General features: G+C 46.7%; 17 protein-coding genes. 15 read left to right on the top strand and 2 right to left on the bottom strand.

Annotated elements, in window-relative coordinates; all coding sequences use genetic code 11:
* Positions 1-54 precede the first annotated feature (54 nt).
* The 7 genes from MCG98_RS15485 to MCG98_RS15455 all read left to right on the top strand — a co-directional run bounded on the left by MCG98_RS15485 (position 55) and on the right by MCG98_RS15455 (position 6,046).
* Entirely contained in the window at positions 55-291 is a 237-nt protein-coding gene (locus MCG98_RS15485) for a FeoA family protein (RefSeq protein ID WP_240302788.1), read from the top strand.
* Positions 281-2,320, top strand: coding sequence for a ferrous iron transport protein B (gene feoB, locus MCG98_RS15480; RefSeq protein WP_240302787.1), 2,040 nt, complete (start codon positions 281-283; stop codon positions 2,318-2,320). The genes MCG98_RS15485 and feoB overlap by 11 nt, the downstream gene beginning before the upstream one ends.
* Before the next feature lie 219 nt (positions 2,321-2,539).
* Positions 2,540-3,433, top strand: coding sequence for a DNA-binding protein (locus MCG98_RS15475; RefSeq protein WP_240302786.1), 894 nt, complete (start codon positions 2,540-2,542; stop codon positions 3,431-3,433).
* A 62-nt stretch (positions 3,434-3,495) separates the two neighbouring features.
* Positions 3,496-3,657 (top strand): FeoB-associated Cys-rich membrane protein, encoded by a 162-nt coding sequence (locus MCG98_RS15470; protein WP_240302785.1) that lies wholly within the window; start codon positions 3,496-3,498, stop codon positions 3,655-3,657.
* Between the two features lie 83 nt (positions 3,658-3,740).
* Positions 3,741-5,018, top strand: coding sequence for an aminotransferase class V-fold PLP-dependent enzyme (locus MCG98_RS15465; RefSeq protein WP_240302784.1), 1,278 nt, complete (start codon positions 3,741-3,743; stop codon positions 5,016-5,018).
* Between the two features lie 24 nt (positions 5,019-5,042).
* A complete protein-coding gene (locus MCG98_RS15460) occupies positions 5,043-5,585 on the top strand; it encodes a hydrolase (RefSeq protein ID WP_240302783.1) in 543 nt (180 codons plus the stop codon).
* A gap of 17 nt (positions 5,586-5,602) precedes the next feature.
* Positions 5,603-6,046 (top strand): GNAT family N-acetyltransferase, encoded by a 444-nt coding sequence (locus tag MCG98_RS15455; protein ID WP_240302782.1) that lies wholly within the window; start codon positions 5,603-5,605, stop codon positions 6,044-6,046.
* Positions 6,047-6,107: 61 nt separating this feature from the next.
* Here the strand turns inward: MCG98_RS15455 and MCG98_RS15450 are convergent, their stop codons facing one another.
* A complete protein-coding gene (locus MCG98_RS15450; RefSeq protein WP_240302781.1) occupies positions 6,108-7,010 on the bottom strand; it encodes a sugar kinase in 903 nt (300 codons plus the stop codon).
* 153 nt (positions 7,011-7,163) lie between these two features.
* Between MCG98_RS15450 and MCG98_RS15445 the strand changes: the two genes are divergently transcribed.
* The 4 genes from MCG98_RS15445 to MCG98_RS15430 all read left to right on the top strand — a co-directional run bounded on the left by MCG98_RS15445 (position 7,164) and on the right by MCG98_RS15430 (position 11,481).
* Positions 7,164-8,336: an LCP family protein gene (locus MCG98_RS15445; RefSeq protein ID WP_240302780.1), complete on the top strand. Its 1,173-nt coding sequence runs from the start codon at positions 7,164-7,166 to the stop codon at positions 8,334-8,336.
* Positions 8,337-8,438: 102 nt separating this feature from the next.
* Positions 8,439-8,858, top strand: coding sequence for an HIT family protein (locus MCG98_RS15440; protein WP_028529630.1), 420 nt, complete (start codon positions 8,439-8,441; stop codon positions 8,856-8,858).
* A 63-nt stretch (positions 8,859-8,921) separates the two neighbouring features.
* Positions 8,922-9,479 carry a LemA family protein gene (locus tag MCG98_RS15435; RefSeq protein WP_240302779.1) on the top strand — a complete coding sequence of 186 codons (558 nt, stop codon included), beginning with the start codon at positions 8,922-8,924 and terminating at the stop codon, positions 9,477-9,479.
* Positions 9,480-9,492: 13 nt separating this feature from the next.
* The gene (locus MCG98_RS15430) at positions 9,493-11,481 is read left to right on the top strand and encodes a DUF2207 domain-containing protein (RefSeq protein ID WP_240302778.1); all 1,989 of its coding nucleotides are present in this window, start codon (positions 9,493-9,495) and stop codon (positions 11,479-11,481) included.
* A gap of 221 nt (positions 11,482-11,702) precedes the next feature.
* Here the strand turns inward: MCG98_RS15430 and MCG98_RS15425 are convergent, their stop codons facing one another.
* On the bottom strand, positions 11,703-12,476 hold the full coding sequence (locus tag MCG98_RS15425) for a tyrosine-type recombinase/integrase (protein WP_240302777.1): 774 nt from the start codon (positions 12,474-12,476) through the stop codon (positions 11,703-11,705).
* Positions 12,477-12,544: 68 nt separating this feature from the next.
* Here MCG98_RS15425 and MCG98_RS15420 point away from each other — a divergent pair, with 68 nt between their 5' ends.
* From MCG98_RS15420 to MCG98_RS15405, 4 genes are read left to right on the top strand one after another with little or no spacing between them, the layout of a single operon-like run.
* On the top strand, positions 12,545-12,967 hold the full coding sequence (locus MCG98_RS15420) for a hypothetical protein (RefSeq protein WP_240302776.1): 423 nt from the start codon (positions 12,545-12,547) through the stop codon (positions 12,965-12,967).
* 52 nt (positions 12,968-13,019) lie between these two features.
* The gene (gene terS / locus MCG98_RS15415; RefSeq protein WP_240302775.1) at positions 13,020-13,781 is read left to right on the top strand and encodes a phage terminase small subunit; all 762 of its coding nucleotides are present in this window, start codon (positions 13,020-13,022) and stop codon (positions 13,779-13,781) included.
* Entirely contained in the window at positions 13,714-14,838 is a 1,125-nt protein-coding gene (locus tag MCG98_RS15410; protein WP_240302774.1) for a hypothetical protein, read from the top strand. The genes terS and MCG98_RS15410 overlap by 68 nt, the downstream gene beginning before the upstream one ends.
* Complete coding sequence (locus MCG98_RS15405; protein ID WP_240302773.1) at positions 14,835-15,083, top strand: phage minor capsid protein; 249 nt, start codon at positions 14,835-14,837, stop codon at positions 15,081-15,083. The genes MCG98_RS15410 and MCG98_RS15405 overlap by 4 nt, the downstream gene beginning before the upstream one ends.
* Positions 15,084-15,166 lie beyond the last annotated feature (83 nt).

Genomic DNA, 15,166 nt, shown 5'->3' with positions numbered 1-15,166 from the left:
TAAGATTAATCTCAACTAACTGAGAAAAAACACCGATAAGGAAGAGGGAGCGAGATGAAACTGATAGAGGGAGAGGTTGACAGCAGCTACCGTGTGGTGAGGATGGATCTGCCGCTGAATGTTGACCGGCGTCTGGAGGCACTTGGTATGACAGGTGACTCCAGGGTTCTGGTTATGAATAAGAAGAAAAGAGGAGCGATGGTGATTAAGGTGCGGGGCACCCGGTTTGCCATCGGAAAGAGTATTGCAGAGCATATCGAAGTGAGGGAGGATGACAGCGATGGGCAATAAGATACGTGTGGGATTCATGGGGAATCCGAACTGCGGAAAGACGACGCTGTTCAATGCCTATACCGGTGCTAATCTGAAGGTTGCAAACTGGCCGGGGGTTACGGTGGAGAAAGTGGAAGGCTCCATGAAATTTCAGGAGTTTGATATCCAGCTGGTGGACCTGCCGGGAACTTACAGTCTGACCTCCTACACGATGGAAGAAGTGGTGGCAAGGCAGTATGTGCTGAGTGACGAGGTGGATGTGATCGTGGATGTAGCCGATGCATCCTCTCTTGAGAGGAATCTCTATCTGACGCTTCAGCTCATAGAGCTTGGGAAACCTGTCGTGCTGGCTCTGAATATGATGGATATCGTAGAAAAACGCGGGATGGAGATCGACCTTCACCGTCTGCCGGAGATGCTGGGGATACCCGTGATTCCGGTCTGTGCGCGCAAGAAAAAGGGACTGGATATCCTGATGCATGCAGTGGTGCATCATAAAGATTTCGAAGAAAAACAGCCGCTCATTCACCACCATGATATCTCCACAGAGCACAGACATCAGCATCATAATGAATTTGTGATGGTGTACAGCGATGAGATAGAAGACAAGATTGATGCAGTCAGAGTACGTCTGAAAGAGACATATCCGGGAATCCCGAAGGCACGTTACTACGCGATCAAACTTCTGGAGTGCGATGAGGAGACACAGAAGATATATCCATTGGATCTGACAGACATTACGGAAAAATGCTACGAGTCGCAGATCATCAATGAAAAGTATGATTTTATCGAAGAGGTCATTCATGAGGTTTTGGTAAACAAGGAGCAGAAGGAAGAGAGCACAGACCGGATCGACCAGCTGCTGACGCATAGGATCTGGGGATTCCCGATGTTTCTTTGCATCATGGCCCTTGTATTTCTGCTGACATTCACGCTGGGTGACTGGCTGAAAGGATATATGGGGATTCTGCTGGACTTCATAGCGCAGGAAGTGACTGTCGGAATGCATGCTGTCGGTGCTGCCGGGTGGCTGGTTTCACTGGTAGTGGACGGCATCATCTCCGGGGTGGGCGGCATTCTGACCTTCCTGCCAAATATTTTTATCCTGTTTCTGGCACTGGCATTTTTGGAAGACAGCGGTTATATGGCGCGTGCAGCGTATGTGATGGACAGTCTGATGGGAAGGCTGGGACTGTCCGGTCGTGCATTCATTCCGATGATCCTCGGATTTGGATGTACGGTTCCGGCTGTCATGGCCTCGCGTACGCTTGAAAACCGTGCCGACCGTATGAAGACGATCCTGATAACGCCTTTCATGTCCTGCAGTGCAAGACTCCCGGTTTATGTTCTGTTTTCACAGATGTTTTTTGGTGACTACGCGATGTTTGCAGCATTTTCCATGTATGTACTGGGCCTTTTTGTGGCGATCCTGGTGGCGTTTGTATTACATATACTTGACCGGAAAGAGGCAAAAAACAATCTGCTGATCGAACTGCCGGAATATAAGGCGCCGAGTGCGCAGACCGTGTGGATCTATGTATGGGAAAAAGTAAAGGACTATCTCACAAAAGCCGGAACCACGATCTTTATCGCGTCCATTGTGATGTGGTTTGTACTGAACTTTGGTCCGCAGGGATTTGTCAGTGATATCACACAGAGCTTCGGATCTCTGATCGGAAAGGCGGTAGTTCCTGTTTTTGCGCCGATCGGATTGGGATACTGGCAGATCATCGTGGCGCTGATCGCCGGGATTTCGGCAAAAGAAGTCGTGGTATCCAGCTGTTCGGTACTGTTCGGCGTGGGTAATGCCACGAGTGCTGCTGGCATGGCGACGCTGGCAGGTATCCTGGGAACGGCAGGATTCGGTATGCTCAATGCGTACTGTATGATGACGTTCAGCCTGCTGTACATACCATGTATCGCGACGCTCGCCACGATCAAGAGGGAATCCGGAAGTTGGAGGATGACGTTCCTTACGGCAGGATTTCAGCTGTGCGTGGCATGGGCAGTTACATTTTTAATCTATCAGATAGGGAGTATGTTTTGACATTCCACGCTGATATACCTTTAGGAGAAATGCAGGAATGTTAATTTCGGAATTTTGGGGGGCCGACGTTTAAATAAGAGGTGTAAAATAATTGCCCGGAAGAGTAAACGTATCTTTCGGGCTTTTACATTGTTCCGAAAAATGGAAAGTATTATTCCGATGGCGTTGCTGTTATTCCGATAATAGGGTATACTATTGTCTGAAGCGAGGTGCAGAAATATGTATATGTCAGTTAAACAGGCCGCAGAGAAATGGGGCATTTCAGATAGAAGAGTACGAATATTATGTTCAGAAGGTAAAATTCCAGGTGTTATCCGTGAGGGTCGCAGTTGGAAGGTTCCGGCAAAGGCGCAAAAACCGGAGGATGGCCGGTATAAGTCTGCGGAAAGCCTGCTTGAGAGTATTGACAGGAAGAAAACAGAACTGGATTCCAGACGTCCTTTGACGGAGGGAGAGGCTGAACGGCTGACAGAGGAATTTGTGGTTGAATTCACTTATAATTCCAATGCCATCGAGGGGAATACACTGACTCTCCGTGAAACTGATATGGTACTGCGCGGTTTGACCATTGATCAGAAGCCGTTAAAAGATCATATGGAAGCGGTTGGACATAAAGAAGCCTTTGACTTTGTGAGGGACCTGGTGAAAGAACCGTTACCATTATCAGAAAGCATCATTAAACAAATTCATTATTTAGTGTTGGCTGATAAAAAAGATGACAGGGGTGTATACAGAAAAGTTCCGGTAAGAATTATGGGGGCAAAATGTGAGCCTGTACAACCGTATTTAATCCGGAAAAAGATGGAGCAGTTGCTGGAGGCTTATAGAAACAGCACAGAGCATATCATTCCCAGGCTTGCCCGGTTTCATATTGAATTTGAAGGCATTCACCCGTTTATCGATGGCAACGGCCGCACGGGCCGCCTGCTTGTGAATCTGGAATTGATGAAAGCCGGATATCCGCCGATTGACATCAAATTTGCAGACCGAATTGCATATTACAATGCTTTTGACGAATACCATGTGAAACATAATTTGGGAGCGATGGAGAAATTATTTGCAGGATATGTGAATGAAAGACTGGACAACTATTTAGCAATGCTGAAAGAATAAAATAAAGCGGGGGTAATCGATACCCGGTAATCCGGCTATATGAAACACAGGAGGAAATGAGAATGGCTGAATTTATCATCATCGCAGTGATTGCAGCATATGCAGTCTGGGTCATCGTGAGAAAAATCCGGCAGTTTCGGCAGGGTAAGTTCTGTGACTGCAACTGCGGCAGCTGTCCCGGACAGGCAAAGTGCCGCACAAAAGAACGGGATAAGGGAGAATAAATCTCCTTGCACAGTGACGCCGGACGCGTTAAAATAAGGGATAACGTGATGAATGAAAGATGTGTAGAAGAGAGGATAAAAGCATGGAATTGAAGAAAGAGACGATCTGTGTGCAGGGAGGATGGCAGCCGAAGAACGGCGAACCGCGTGTGCTGCCAATTTACCAGAGCACAACATTTAAGTACGAGACGAGTGAAGAGATGGGGAAGCTGTTTGACCTGGAGGCGGAGGGATATTTTTATTCCAGACTGCAGAATCCCACCTGTGATATCGTAGCGCAGAAGATCTGCGACCTGGAAGGCGGCGTGGCAGCCATGCTGACTTCATCCGGGCAGTCAGCGACGCTGATGGCTGTGACGAATATATGTGAAGAGGGTGACCATGTGATCTGCGCAGCGAAGGTATACGGCGGAACATCGAACCTTCTGACTGTGACACTGAAGCGGTTTGGGATTGAGGTGACGCTGGTCGACCAGGATGCGGACAGAGAGATTCTCGAAAAAGAGTTCCGTTCGAATACAAAGGCTGTGTTTGCGGAGAGCATTTCCAATCCCGCAGGAGTTATACTTGATATTGATAAATTCGTATCACTGGCACATGAGCATGGAGTTCCGATGATCTGTGACAATACATTTGCGACACCGATCAATTGCCGTCCGTTTGAGTTCGGAGTGGATATCGTGGTCCATTCCACGACAAAATATATGGACGGGCATGCCATGGCGATGGGAGGCTGTATCGTGGACAGCGGTAATTTTGACTGGGATGCATATGCCGATAAATACCCGGGTCTGACGACGCCGGATGATTCCTACCATGGGGTGGTCTATACACAGCGGTTTGGAAAGAAAGCATTTATCATGAAGGCAACGGCACAGCTGATGCGTGATATGGGAGTGTGCCAGTCTCCTCAGAATGCATTTCTGACGAACATCGGACTGGAAACACTGCACCTGAGAGTTCCGCGCCACTTTGAGAATGCCCGAAAGGTTGCCGAGTTTCTGGAGAACCATGAGAAGGTTGCATGGGTGGAATTCGCGGGTCTTAAGAGCAGCAGGTATTATGAGCTGGCACAGAAGTATATGCCGAACGGTACCTGCGGAGTGTTGTGTTTCGGACCAAAAGGCGGGAAAGACGGGGCGATGCGCTTTACGAATGCCCTGAAAATGATAGCGATCGTGACACACGTTGCAGATGCACGCTCCTGCGTACTGCATCCTGCCAGCCATACACACCGTCAGCTGAATGATGAACAGCTTGCTGAAGCGGGAGTACTTCCGGATCTGATCCGTCTGTCTGTCGGTATTGAAAATGCTGATGACATCATCGAAGATCTAAGGCAGGCACTTGCAGCCGTTTAACAATAACAGAAGAGGAGAATGAGTATGAGAATTAAGGCAGAAGATACGATGGCGATGATCGTAGATTATCAGGAAAGCCTGATGAAGGTGATGTACCAGGGGGAGGAGCTGGAGAGAAATGCGTCGATCCTCATCCAGGGGCTGAAGGCACTGGATATTCCCATGATGATCACACAGCAGTATACAAAAGGGCTTGGAAATTCAGTACAGTCTGTCTATCAGGCGGCAGGTACAGAAGAATATCTTGACAAAAAGACGTTCAGCTGCTGGAAGGACGATGCAATTGCCAGGAAGATAAAAAGTTCAGGAAAGAAAAATATTATCATCTGCGGCATTGAGACGCATATCTGTGTGCTGCAGACGTGCATTGACCTGAAGGAGAACGGATACCAGCCAATCCTGATCACGGACTGCGTGAGTTCCAGGAAAAAAAGTGACAAAGACACAGCGATCAGCCGTGCGGTTCAGGAGGGAATCCTGGTGAGCACGTATGAGTCGATTTTGTTTGAACTGCTGGAGATGGCAGGTTCTGATACCTTTAAGACGATATCCAAACTGATTAAGTAGGGAGGACAGTTTTATTTATGTTGCAGATAAGAGAGATGTGTGCCGGAGATGAGGAACTTGTCGTACCAATGGTTCATGAGTTTTATCACAGTGATGCGGTTGATCACACGGTGGATGACAGTATCCTGCAAAGGACGTTTAAAGATGCGGTGCGGGAAGGTTCTCTGCTGCGCGGTGTGGTGCTTCTGGATGGGGAGCAGCCGGTTGGGTTTGCGTATATCACCTGCTTTTATGCGTGTGAGACCGGGGGTGTCACCGTGATGATAGAAGAGATCTATCTGAATGAGACATGCCGCGGTAAGGGATATGGGACACAGTTTTTCGAATGGCTGTTTGAGGAATACCCTGAAGCAAAACGCTTCCGCCTGGAAGTGACGAAGAGCAATGAGGGTGCAGTGCGGCTTTATGAAAAGCTGGGCTTTACCTTCATGAGATATGACCAGATGATAAAAGACAGATAACGGTACAAGAGCCGCAGCCTGATACCTGATGGGCTGCGGCTCTTACATGTCTGACGCAATATCATTCAATCCATGCGGTGGCACCCATCCTGGCGATGCAGTGTGCCGCTGTTTCATTCGCAAGGCGGCCGCATTCGTACAGCGGCTGTTTTTTTATAAGCCCGTACAGGAAGCCCGCGGCAAAATTATCACCGGCACCGGTGGTATCGAGACACACGGCGCCTGGAACGGCGGGTACGATAATGCGTTCGCTGCGGCTTTTGATCAGACAACCCTGTTTTCCCAGCTTGATGACAGCATGTCTGACGCCGCAGTCCAGAAATACGTCCGCTGCCTCATCCGGATCTTCTTTCCGGGTTACCATCTGCGCCTCTTCGAGATTCGGAAATACATAATCCAGATAGGACAGTGCACCACGGATATCCTCCGTGGTTTCTCCGTTTTTACATTTTGTCATGTCAGCGCAGAGCGTCATCCCCTGTTCCTTCGCCTTTGAAAAAATACGTACGAGGTCGTCATTCTGAAAATACGGAAAGACGAAAATACTTGCAAAGCACAGCAGAGCGCTCTCTGAAAACGCAGAGAGGTCTATATCCTCAGGTTTCAGCTGGCGAAGGCCTCCGCTTCTGCTGGTGATGAAGCTGCGCTCACCATTTTTTTCGATCAGCACGATATTGATACCTGTATCCATGGACGGATCCGTGACAAAAGATGACGTATCGATCCTGTGACGGCGGCAGTGCTGCAGGATAAAATCCCCTCCTGGATCGCTGCCGATCTTGCTGATCAGCTTGATATCAGCTCCCAGGTGGGATAAGACGGTCGCTTCGTTGATGGCGTCGCCTCCAACCTGGAAGGCAAGCCGGTCCACCGGGTGTGAGCCTGTGGAAAATACAGATGCATCTACAGGTCCGGCAGGGATATCAATGATAGAAGCACCGATGATAATAGCGTCGTATGGCATATTGTGTCTCCTCCTTGAATGAATCTCTCTGTAATTAAAATGTAACAGTTCATACGGTTACATTAAATTATAGCACAATTTTTATCGGGAAAATCTTGTATTTTTCGACATTTTATATATAATAAAATTAACAGACATGAGGGCAGGTGTAAAATGAACGAAAAATTGAAAAAGGCGGGACGGACTGTATGGAAGAAAGTGACTCAGATTGCGGCTGGTTTTGCGGAGGATGTGACATCCCATGTGCATTGTGCGGCGGAACATAAGTGGAAGACTGCTGCGAACTGCAGTCTCTTTGTGCTGGCAATGCTACTGCTGTGTGTCTCGGTTGTTTATGCGAAGGGGCACAGCTATTTTGCGCAGTCGAATTATGTGCCGGACAGCGAGACGCAGGAGACAATACCGGAAGAAGAACCGGTGAAAGAAGAACCGGTTGATGAAGAACTGCAGGCGATTCAGGATAATATAGAAAAGTATCGCTATGAAGGCAATATCATGACGGAAGAGAATGTATATAACATACTGCTCGTCGGGGTAGACAGGACAACGAGCACGGAGAATGCAAATTCCGATTCCATGATACTGCTGTCGGTAAACTATGAGAAAAAGCAGATCAGCATGGTTTCTCTGATGAGGGATACGTATGTCGATATACCGGGGATCGGATACCGCAAACTGAATGCGGCGTATGCAAATGGCGGCGGACCGCTTCTCGCGGAGACGGTGACGGAGAATTTTAAGGTCAGCGTAGACCGGTATATGGTCGTTTCTTTTAAGGATATGATCGACATTATCGATGCAGTCGGAACGATCTCTCTCACGTTTACGGAAAAAGAAGCGGCAAATGCCAATCAGACAATGGAACATATGTGCCAGAATATGAACATTGAGGACAGATACCCGGAGTATATGATACCGGGGGAAGGCACCTATGAATGCAGCGGAATACAGGCCGTTGCCTATGCCAGAATCCGTAAGGTGGGAAATTCGGATTATCAGAGGACAGAGCGGCAGCGTGAAGTTCTGACGAAGCTTACTCAGAAAATCCGGCAGATGAGTATTCCCGATATTGACAGGCTGGCAAACAGGCTTCTGCCGCTGGTCACACACAACATACCGGAAAATGAATTCTGGGGACTTCTCGGAAAAGTGCCGTCCATGCTTCAATATGAGCTGGTCAAGGACAGGATTCCGTATGACGGGATGTTTGTCTCAAGAAATGAAAAGCTGATGCCGGACTGGGAACAGACGATTCCAAAACTTCAGGAGATGCTTTACGGGGCAGAACAGCAGGAGGAGACGGCCGGGGAGGAACCGGAATCATAAAAAAGGATTGTGAATTCTCAGTAAAAGAGGTATACTTATGCGTAAGCAGGAGATATTATTCTGCTTATGAGAAAACATTACAGTTAAAAAGGAGAGGGTAATATGAAGGATCAAAAATGCGCATACTGTGTAGAAGGCGAGTTCTTAGCACCATTCGGCCTCAAGATCTGCGAACTGGACAACGCACTGGTTTATCTGTTTAAAGAGCAGAGTCATAAAGGAAGATGTATCGTCGCAACAAAATCTCACGTTCCGGACATCACACAGCTGTCTGACGAAGAGAGAAACGGATATTTTGCAGATATGGCAAAGGTAGTGGCGGCAATCCAGAAAGCATTCAGCCCGGATAAAGTCAACATCGGAGCTTACGGTGATACAGCAGGCCACACACATTTCCACCTTGTACCGAAATACAAAGATGGATTTGAATGGACACAGGTGTTCGCAATGAATCCTGAAAAAGTATTCCTGAGTGATGAAGAATACGATGAAGTAATCAGCAAAATCAAAGCAAATCTGTAAAAGATAAAGGACGGAGGGTTTCTCGTAAGCTCCCCGTCTTTTTGGAAGAAAGAGGTGTAAAGTATGACAACAGCATTGATTATCATTCTGGTGATCGTTGTCCTGCTCGTCTTGTGGCTGGCAGGCACATACAACGGTTTTGTAAAACTGAGGAATAAGACGGAGGAAGCATTTTCCGCCATGGATGTCTCACTGAAGAAGAGATATGATCTGATACCGAATTTTGTAGAGACGGTCAAGGGCTATGCAAAGCATGAGTCGGAAACGCTGGAGAAAGTGATTGCAGCGAGAAACATGGCGATGACCTCCAGAACCCCGGAGGAGACGATCAAAAACGATAATGTACTGACGGGTACCCTGAAGTCACTGTTTGCATTATCCGAAGGATATCCGGATCTGAAGGCCAACCAGAATTTCCTGCAGCTCCAGGAGCAGCTTTCCAGAGTAGAGGAGGAGATCGCGGGTTCCAGACGGTATTATAACGGAGTCGTCAACAAGTATAACACGAAAACTGAAATGTTCCCGGGAAATCTGCTGGCAGGAATTTTCGGATTCCGAAGGAAGCCGCTGTATGAGGTGAATGAAGCTGCCGAGCGTGAAAGCGTTAAAGTTTCATTCTGATTGAGAGGCAAAAATGAAACGATTGAAACAGGTAATGGTTGTTGCCATCTGGGCAGTCCTCATTCTGCTGGTCACGAATGCCGGCACGCTGTTTGCAGCATTTGGCTCGTCGGGAACTTCAGATGAGGTTCAGAGCGTCCAGGAAGATGTCTACATGACGACGAATGGCTATGACACCAACGTGGTAATACATGAAGACAATTCATATACAATAGAAGAAAGGATTGACGCTGACTTTGTAACCCCGCGGCATGGGATTTACCGCTATATTCCTTACAGAGGCAGGCTCATCACAGGCGCCCAGGACGGCCGGATCGACGATATCCCCTACCGGGCGAGTATTGATCTGACAAGTTCCAATACGGAGACGGACGAATCGACGGAAAACGGAAATGTGGTGCTGCGCTTCGGAAGCGAGGATTCCATGGTGACCACTGCGGCATACAACTTTTCTTACGAACTGAAGCCGAAGACGCAGTATGGTTATACGGAAGTGTACTGCAATGTTTTTCCCGCCGGCTGGCAGAATGAGATACCGGCGGGCAGTAAATTCACAGTCAGTTTTCCAGGCGATTTCAATCATGAAATCCTTAAGTTTTATTACGGACGTTATGGAGAGCGCAAAGATGGCTCAGAGATCCTTACCCTGTCCTGGGATGGAGACACACTGACGGGGGTGCTGAAACAGCCGCTTGCGGTGGGAAATGGCCTCACGTGTTATGCTCCGATGCCGGAAGGCTACTTCACGGGGGTAAGATCGGCGGACAAAGAGGGATATTATCTGATGGTGGCGGGAGTTATCCTGACTGCAGTGATCGCCCTTCTGTTCTTTTTGTTCGGAAGGGATGAAAAAATCTATCCCTCCATTCAGTATACGCCGCCGGAAGGACTGGACAGTGCGGCGGTGGGTTATATCATAGACGGCAGCGTCCAGGACAAGGACATCGTATCACTGCTTGTATACTGGGCGGACAAAGGCTGCCTGGCGATAGAAGAAGGAAAGAGTGATGCGCTGACATTCATAAAACGAAGAGAACTGCCGGATGATGCCAGACAATATGAAAAGGATGTCTTCGACGGTATTTTCGGAAAACATGCGCCGGTTGGTGAGCGCAAGATGCTCTCTTCCCTGAAATATAAGTTTGCGCCTACGCTGCAGAAAGCGAAGACCAAGGTGAAAAAAGAGATGAACAAAAAGAAAAACGGAGGTGTCTATACCGGAAAATCTCAGGCTGCCAGAACAGCGGCAATGATTCTTTCACCGATTCCCTTCGGTCTTTTTGCTCTGGCTGTCAGCGTATATTCTGCCGACGGAAGCGGTGTCATCAGTCTGATCTGCTGGCTGCTGTACGTGGCGGCTGTGATCTATCTGTGTTATATGGTAGATAACTGGTATGCCAAAAAAAGCAGCTCACAGAAGGGCGGAATCATCACGGGCGCTGTCCTGTGTGCCGCGGGACTTGTCGTATTTGCTCTCAATTATCTAATAAAAGTACGTCAGCACATGACATTTTCATGGTATGTGCCGATGCTGGTGATTCTGGCGGCTTCTGTCCTGAATGCAGTCCTCACGGCTTTTATGAAAAAGAGAACGAAGAAATGCGCGGAGAGGATGGGCTATCTGATCGGTCTTCGGGATTTTATTGAGACGGCGGAGCTGGAGCGGATGCAGATGCTCGCTCAGGATAATCCAAACTGGTTTTATCACATCATGCCGTATGCCTACGTATTTGGTCTCTCGGATGTATGGATGAAGAAATTTGAACAGATCGCTGTTCCTGCCCCTGACTGGTATGTAAACACGACTGGAAGAATGGATGCGTTTGATTTTTATCTGTTCCACAGGTGCATGATGCACAATCTGCAGACAGTCTCCACGACCATGAGTGTTCCAAAACCGCAGAGCAGCAGCGGAGGATCCGGAGGGTTCTCAGGCGGTGGATTTGGCGGCGGCGGATTTTCAGGAGGCGGATTCGGCGGCGGTGGCGGCGGAAGCTGGTAGAATCAAAATTGTTTAGAGTTAGTCAAAATTAAACGGAAAATCAACGATTTTTGATAGCTGAGCATGAGGATAAATCAGTAAAAATACTTTTGTAATACACAAATAATACTCACGTAATACACAAACCAAATACGGTAATACACAAATAATATGGGCATGGTCCTTGATGGATTCATGCCCTGAATTTTTGTGGATGCTTATGCTTAAGCTTTGTATGCATCTCATGGTATTCTATTAATTTCTTGACGAAGCTGTTCAATCTTTCTATGGGTATACACCTTCTCTGGGATGTCATCGATTTCATGACCTACGATAAGCTTTAGACAATATTCATCTAAGCCAGGGGCTTTTGCATTGGTAATAAATGTGTGCCGGGTTTCGTGAGGCGAGTGATTCATTTCCAGGGTTTTCATTGCCTTTTTGAATTGTTTATAATAGTAGTCGTAATTAATGTATCGGCCATCTTTATTAACAAAAAGGTACTCGTTTTCTTTGGTATATCTGCTTTGTATGAGATTAAAAATGCGGTCATGGATAGGAACAATTCTATATTTTCCGGACGCTGTTTTTATACCGCCCATCATGTAATAATTTTCTAAATCCACATCAGTTATTTTTAAACCGGTAAGTTCTGCCGGGCGCCATCCAGAATAGATTTCAATTAATATCATATCCACATATTGAATATCAGCAACATGATCCCAGAGTTTATTAATTTCCTCTTGAGAAAAGGGAGTCTTTGCGACTGTTGGTTTAATAGTCCCGATCGGCGCGCATAGCTCTCCATAATTCTTGTTGGTAATCTCGTGCTTGATTGCCCATCGGTACATCATAGAGAACATGTTTTCCATTCGTGCTTTGGTTACATCGCCGACCTTAGCCTCTTTTATTGTTTTCTCAAGCGCAGCTACCTTTAGATCCCGGAATATTATATCATAAAGTGGTGCGCAATGGTTATACGCTGATCTCCTAAACCCCAACCCTATTTTTTTCAAGACGCCCTGTAGAAATATGGGGTGTTTTGGTGTAGAATGGAAGAAAATATAAAAAAGGTAGACGGTTAATGGAAAATGATGATATAAAAGAATTGTATCGCGTATACAAGACTTATAGAGAAAGAAAAGAGTTGTATGATAAGATATACGGCTTTTTGATGCAAAAAGAAAATAAGGAAATAAACTCTATCAAGGCCTATCTTATATCAGAATTAGAAAAAAATAAGATGGCGTCAATAAATTTTGCTAGTATCAGTATTATTGTTAGTTTATATCTGGTTGCCGTTAATTACCTTGTTGATTACATAAAAAATCTTAATATTTCAGATGCTTTTAGTTTTATAGTTATTATAGTTTTTACTTTAGCGATAACGGGAGCAATTGCGAAAATAGTATCTCGGACTACAAGCAAAAGTAAATATGGCGTAAAAAGAGATACATATATTCTATGCGTGATAAAAGACATAGAAAAAGAAGCAAATGAGAGGTGACTTCGGTCATCTCTTTTTTGATGCAAAACGAAACGAATGAGAGGTGGTGATAATGACGCGAAAGCCAGATGAAAGAATCAATCAGGCAAAAGAGATGTATTTGAATGGTGAGAAATTAGTTGAGATTGCAAGTCAACTAAATCTTCCGGAGGGAACAGTTCGGCGCTGGAAGAGTACCCATAAGTGGGATAACGAACGCTCGGATAAAAATAGCGAACGTTCGGATAAGCAAAAAGGCGGTCAACCGGGAAATAAAAACGCGGTAGGTCATGGAGGCACTGGGCCGCCGGGAAATAAAAACGCGGAAAAATTCGGCTTCTTCAGCAAGTATCTCCCTGACGAAACAAGGGAGATTTTTCATGCCATAGAAGAGGCGGATCCGCTTGGTCTGTTGTGGCATCAGATACAGATTGCTTATGCTGCGATCATCCGCGCCCAGCAGATTATGTACGTCAAGGATAAGGACGACAAAACCAAATCCAAAATTGAGAAAAAGGGAGGAAACATCTTAGGGGAGAAATGGGAGATTCAGTACGCTTGGGATAAACAAGCGTCTTTCCTTCAGGCTCAGGCCAGAGCGCAAAGTGAGCTCCGGTCGCTGATCGAACAGTATGACGAGATGCTGCACAAAAACTGGGAGTTAGCCAGTGAAGAGCAGCGGACACGAATTGACCAGATCAAGGCACAAACGGAACGCCTGACCTACGAGCACACAGGACAAGATGATGATGGGGTGGAAATAATCAATGATGCACAAAAAGAAACAGGTCAAGATATCGGAAATTGTGATACCGAAGTATCTGCCGATATTTAACGACACAAGACATAAACATATCATCCTGACTTCCGGCCGTGCCGGTACGAAGTCCAGCTATGCAGCTATCCGGTCCGATTACCAGATCATCAGTGACCGGAATGGCTCTGTGGTGGTATTGCGTAAGCACCACAATAAGCTGCGTAAGAAATGGAAAAGCTGGTACAATGCACGCGTCAGAAACTTCTCCTTTTACCGGGTGTGGACTGTAGCCTATGTGCCTTATTTGTACAACATGGAGGTTACAGAGGATGGCACAATCCTGTCTGGGCAGATTGGCATTGATTACGTAAGCGCTGGAAATATCTATCTGGTAAGCTGGAACAATGGAAGGGTAACAGAGTGTATCTTTACTTTTCCGAAGACAGTAAACCGAAAAAAGTATGTGCAGGTGCAGCACCACAAGATCGGGGCGGACATGTATGTGATTGAGAATACAGTGCTGGAATGTCTCACTGGCAGCCGCGAAGGAAGGGAACTCACACTGGCTGAATGGAAACAGATTCGCCCGTTTGCCACACTTGCGCCACGGATGGAAACACACTCACCGGAACCTCAGTTTGTTATTGATCGCCTGAACATTGTCAACAACGCGGATGAGGACGAGAGCAATCCGATGGGAGTTGCTATTTTTGCAAACTCCATTGACGTGCTCAAGAAGATAGACATTGAGTATGATTCTTACAGCAGTGAGTTTGAGCTTGGAAGGAAACGTATTTTCGTGGCTCCGGAGATGTTGAAAAATGTGGATGGATCCCCGGCATTTGACCCTGAAGACACCGGATTTTACAGACTTCCAGATGATTACGACAAAGGGAAAGAAGGGTTAATTCACGAAATTGACATGGATCTGCGCGCTGATCTGCACAGCAAGGCCATCAATGATGATCTAAATTACTTGTCTTTGAAATGTGGATTTGGAACGGAGCGGACCTCTGATCGTCAGGATGTTTCTATGGGAGCGATGTCACTCTGGGAGTATCGTATGAAATATTACGGGGAGACAGGGGCACAGGCAAAAGCGGCGGTCCAGCAACCGGCGGAGGTGATTGAATGACTCAGGGAGAGTTTGAACAGATCCCCCAGGAGGTCATCAAACAGATGTCGGTATTGGAGTTACGTATCCTAAGCGATATTGTGCGGAGGATCAAGGTCAATGGCTTCTCAACAGCATCCGCAGACTGGCAGATGACCCGGCTCCAGCAGCTGGGAGAGTCTGAGGCTGACATCAAAAAGTGGATCCGGGAGGCGCTGCGGGTCACTGATGCGGAGCTGAACCGGATATTTGATGATGATTTGTGATTTGATTTTTAAATATCAATGTAATTATAAAAGAAAATATCCGTATTCCTACAACAAATTAAAAATAAATTATCACAACTATA

It is taken from the genome of Ruminococcus sp. OA3 (genome assembly GCF_022440845.1).
Taxonomy (GTDB): Bacteria; Bacillota; Clostridia; order Lachnospirales; family Lachnospiraceae; genus Ruminococcus_G.
This window is presented reverse-complemented; position numbering and strand designations above follow the sequence as displayed.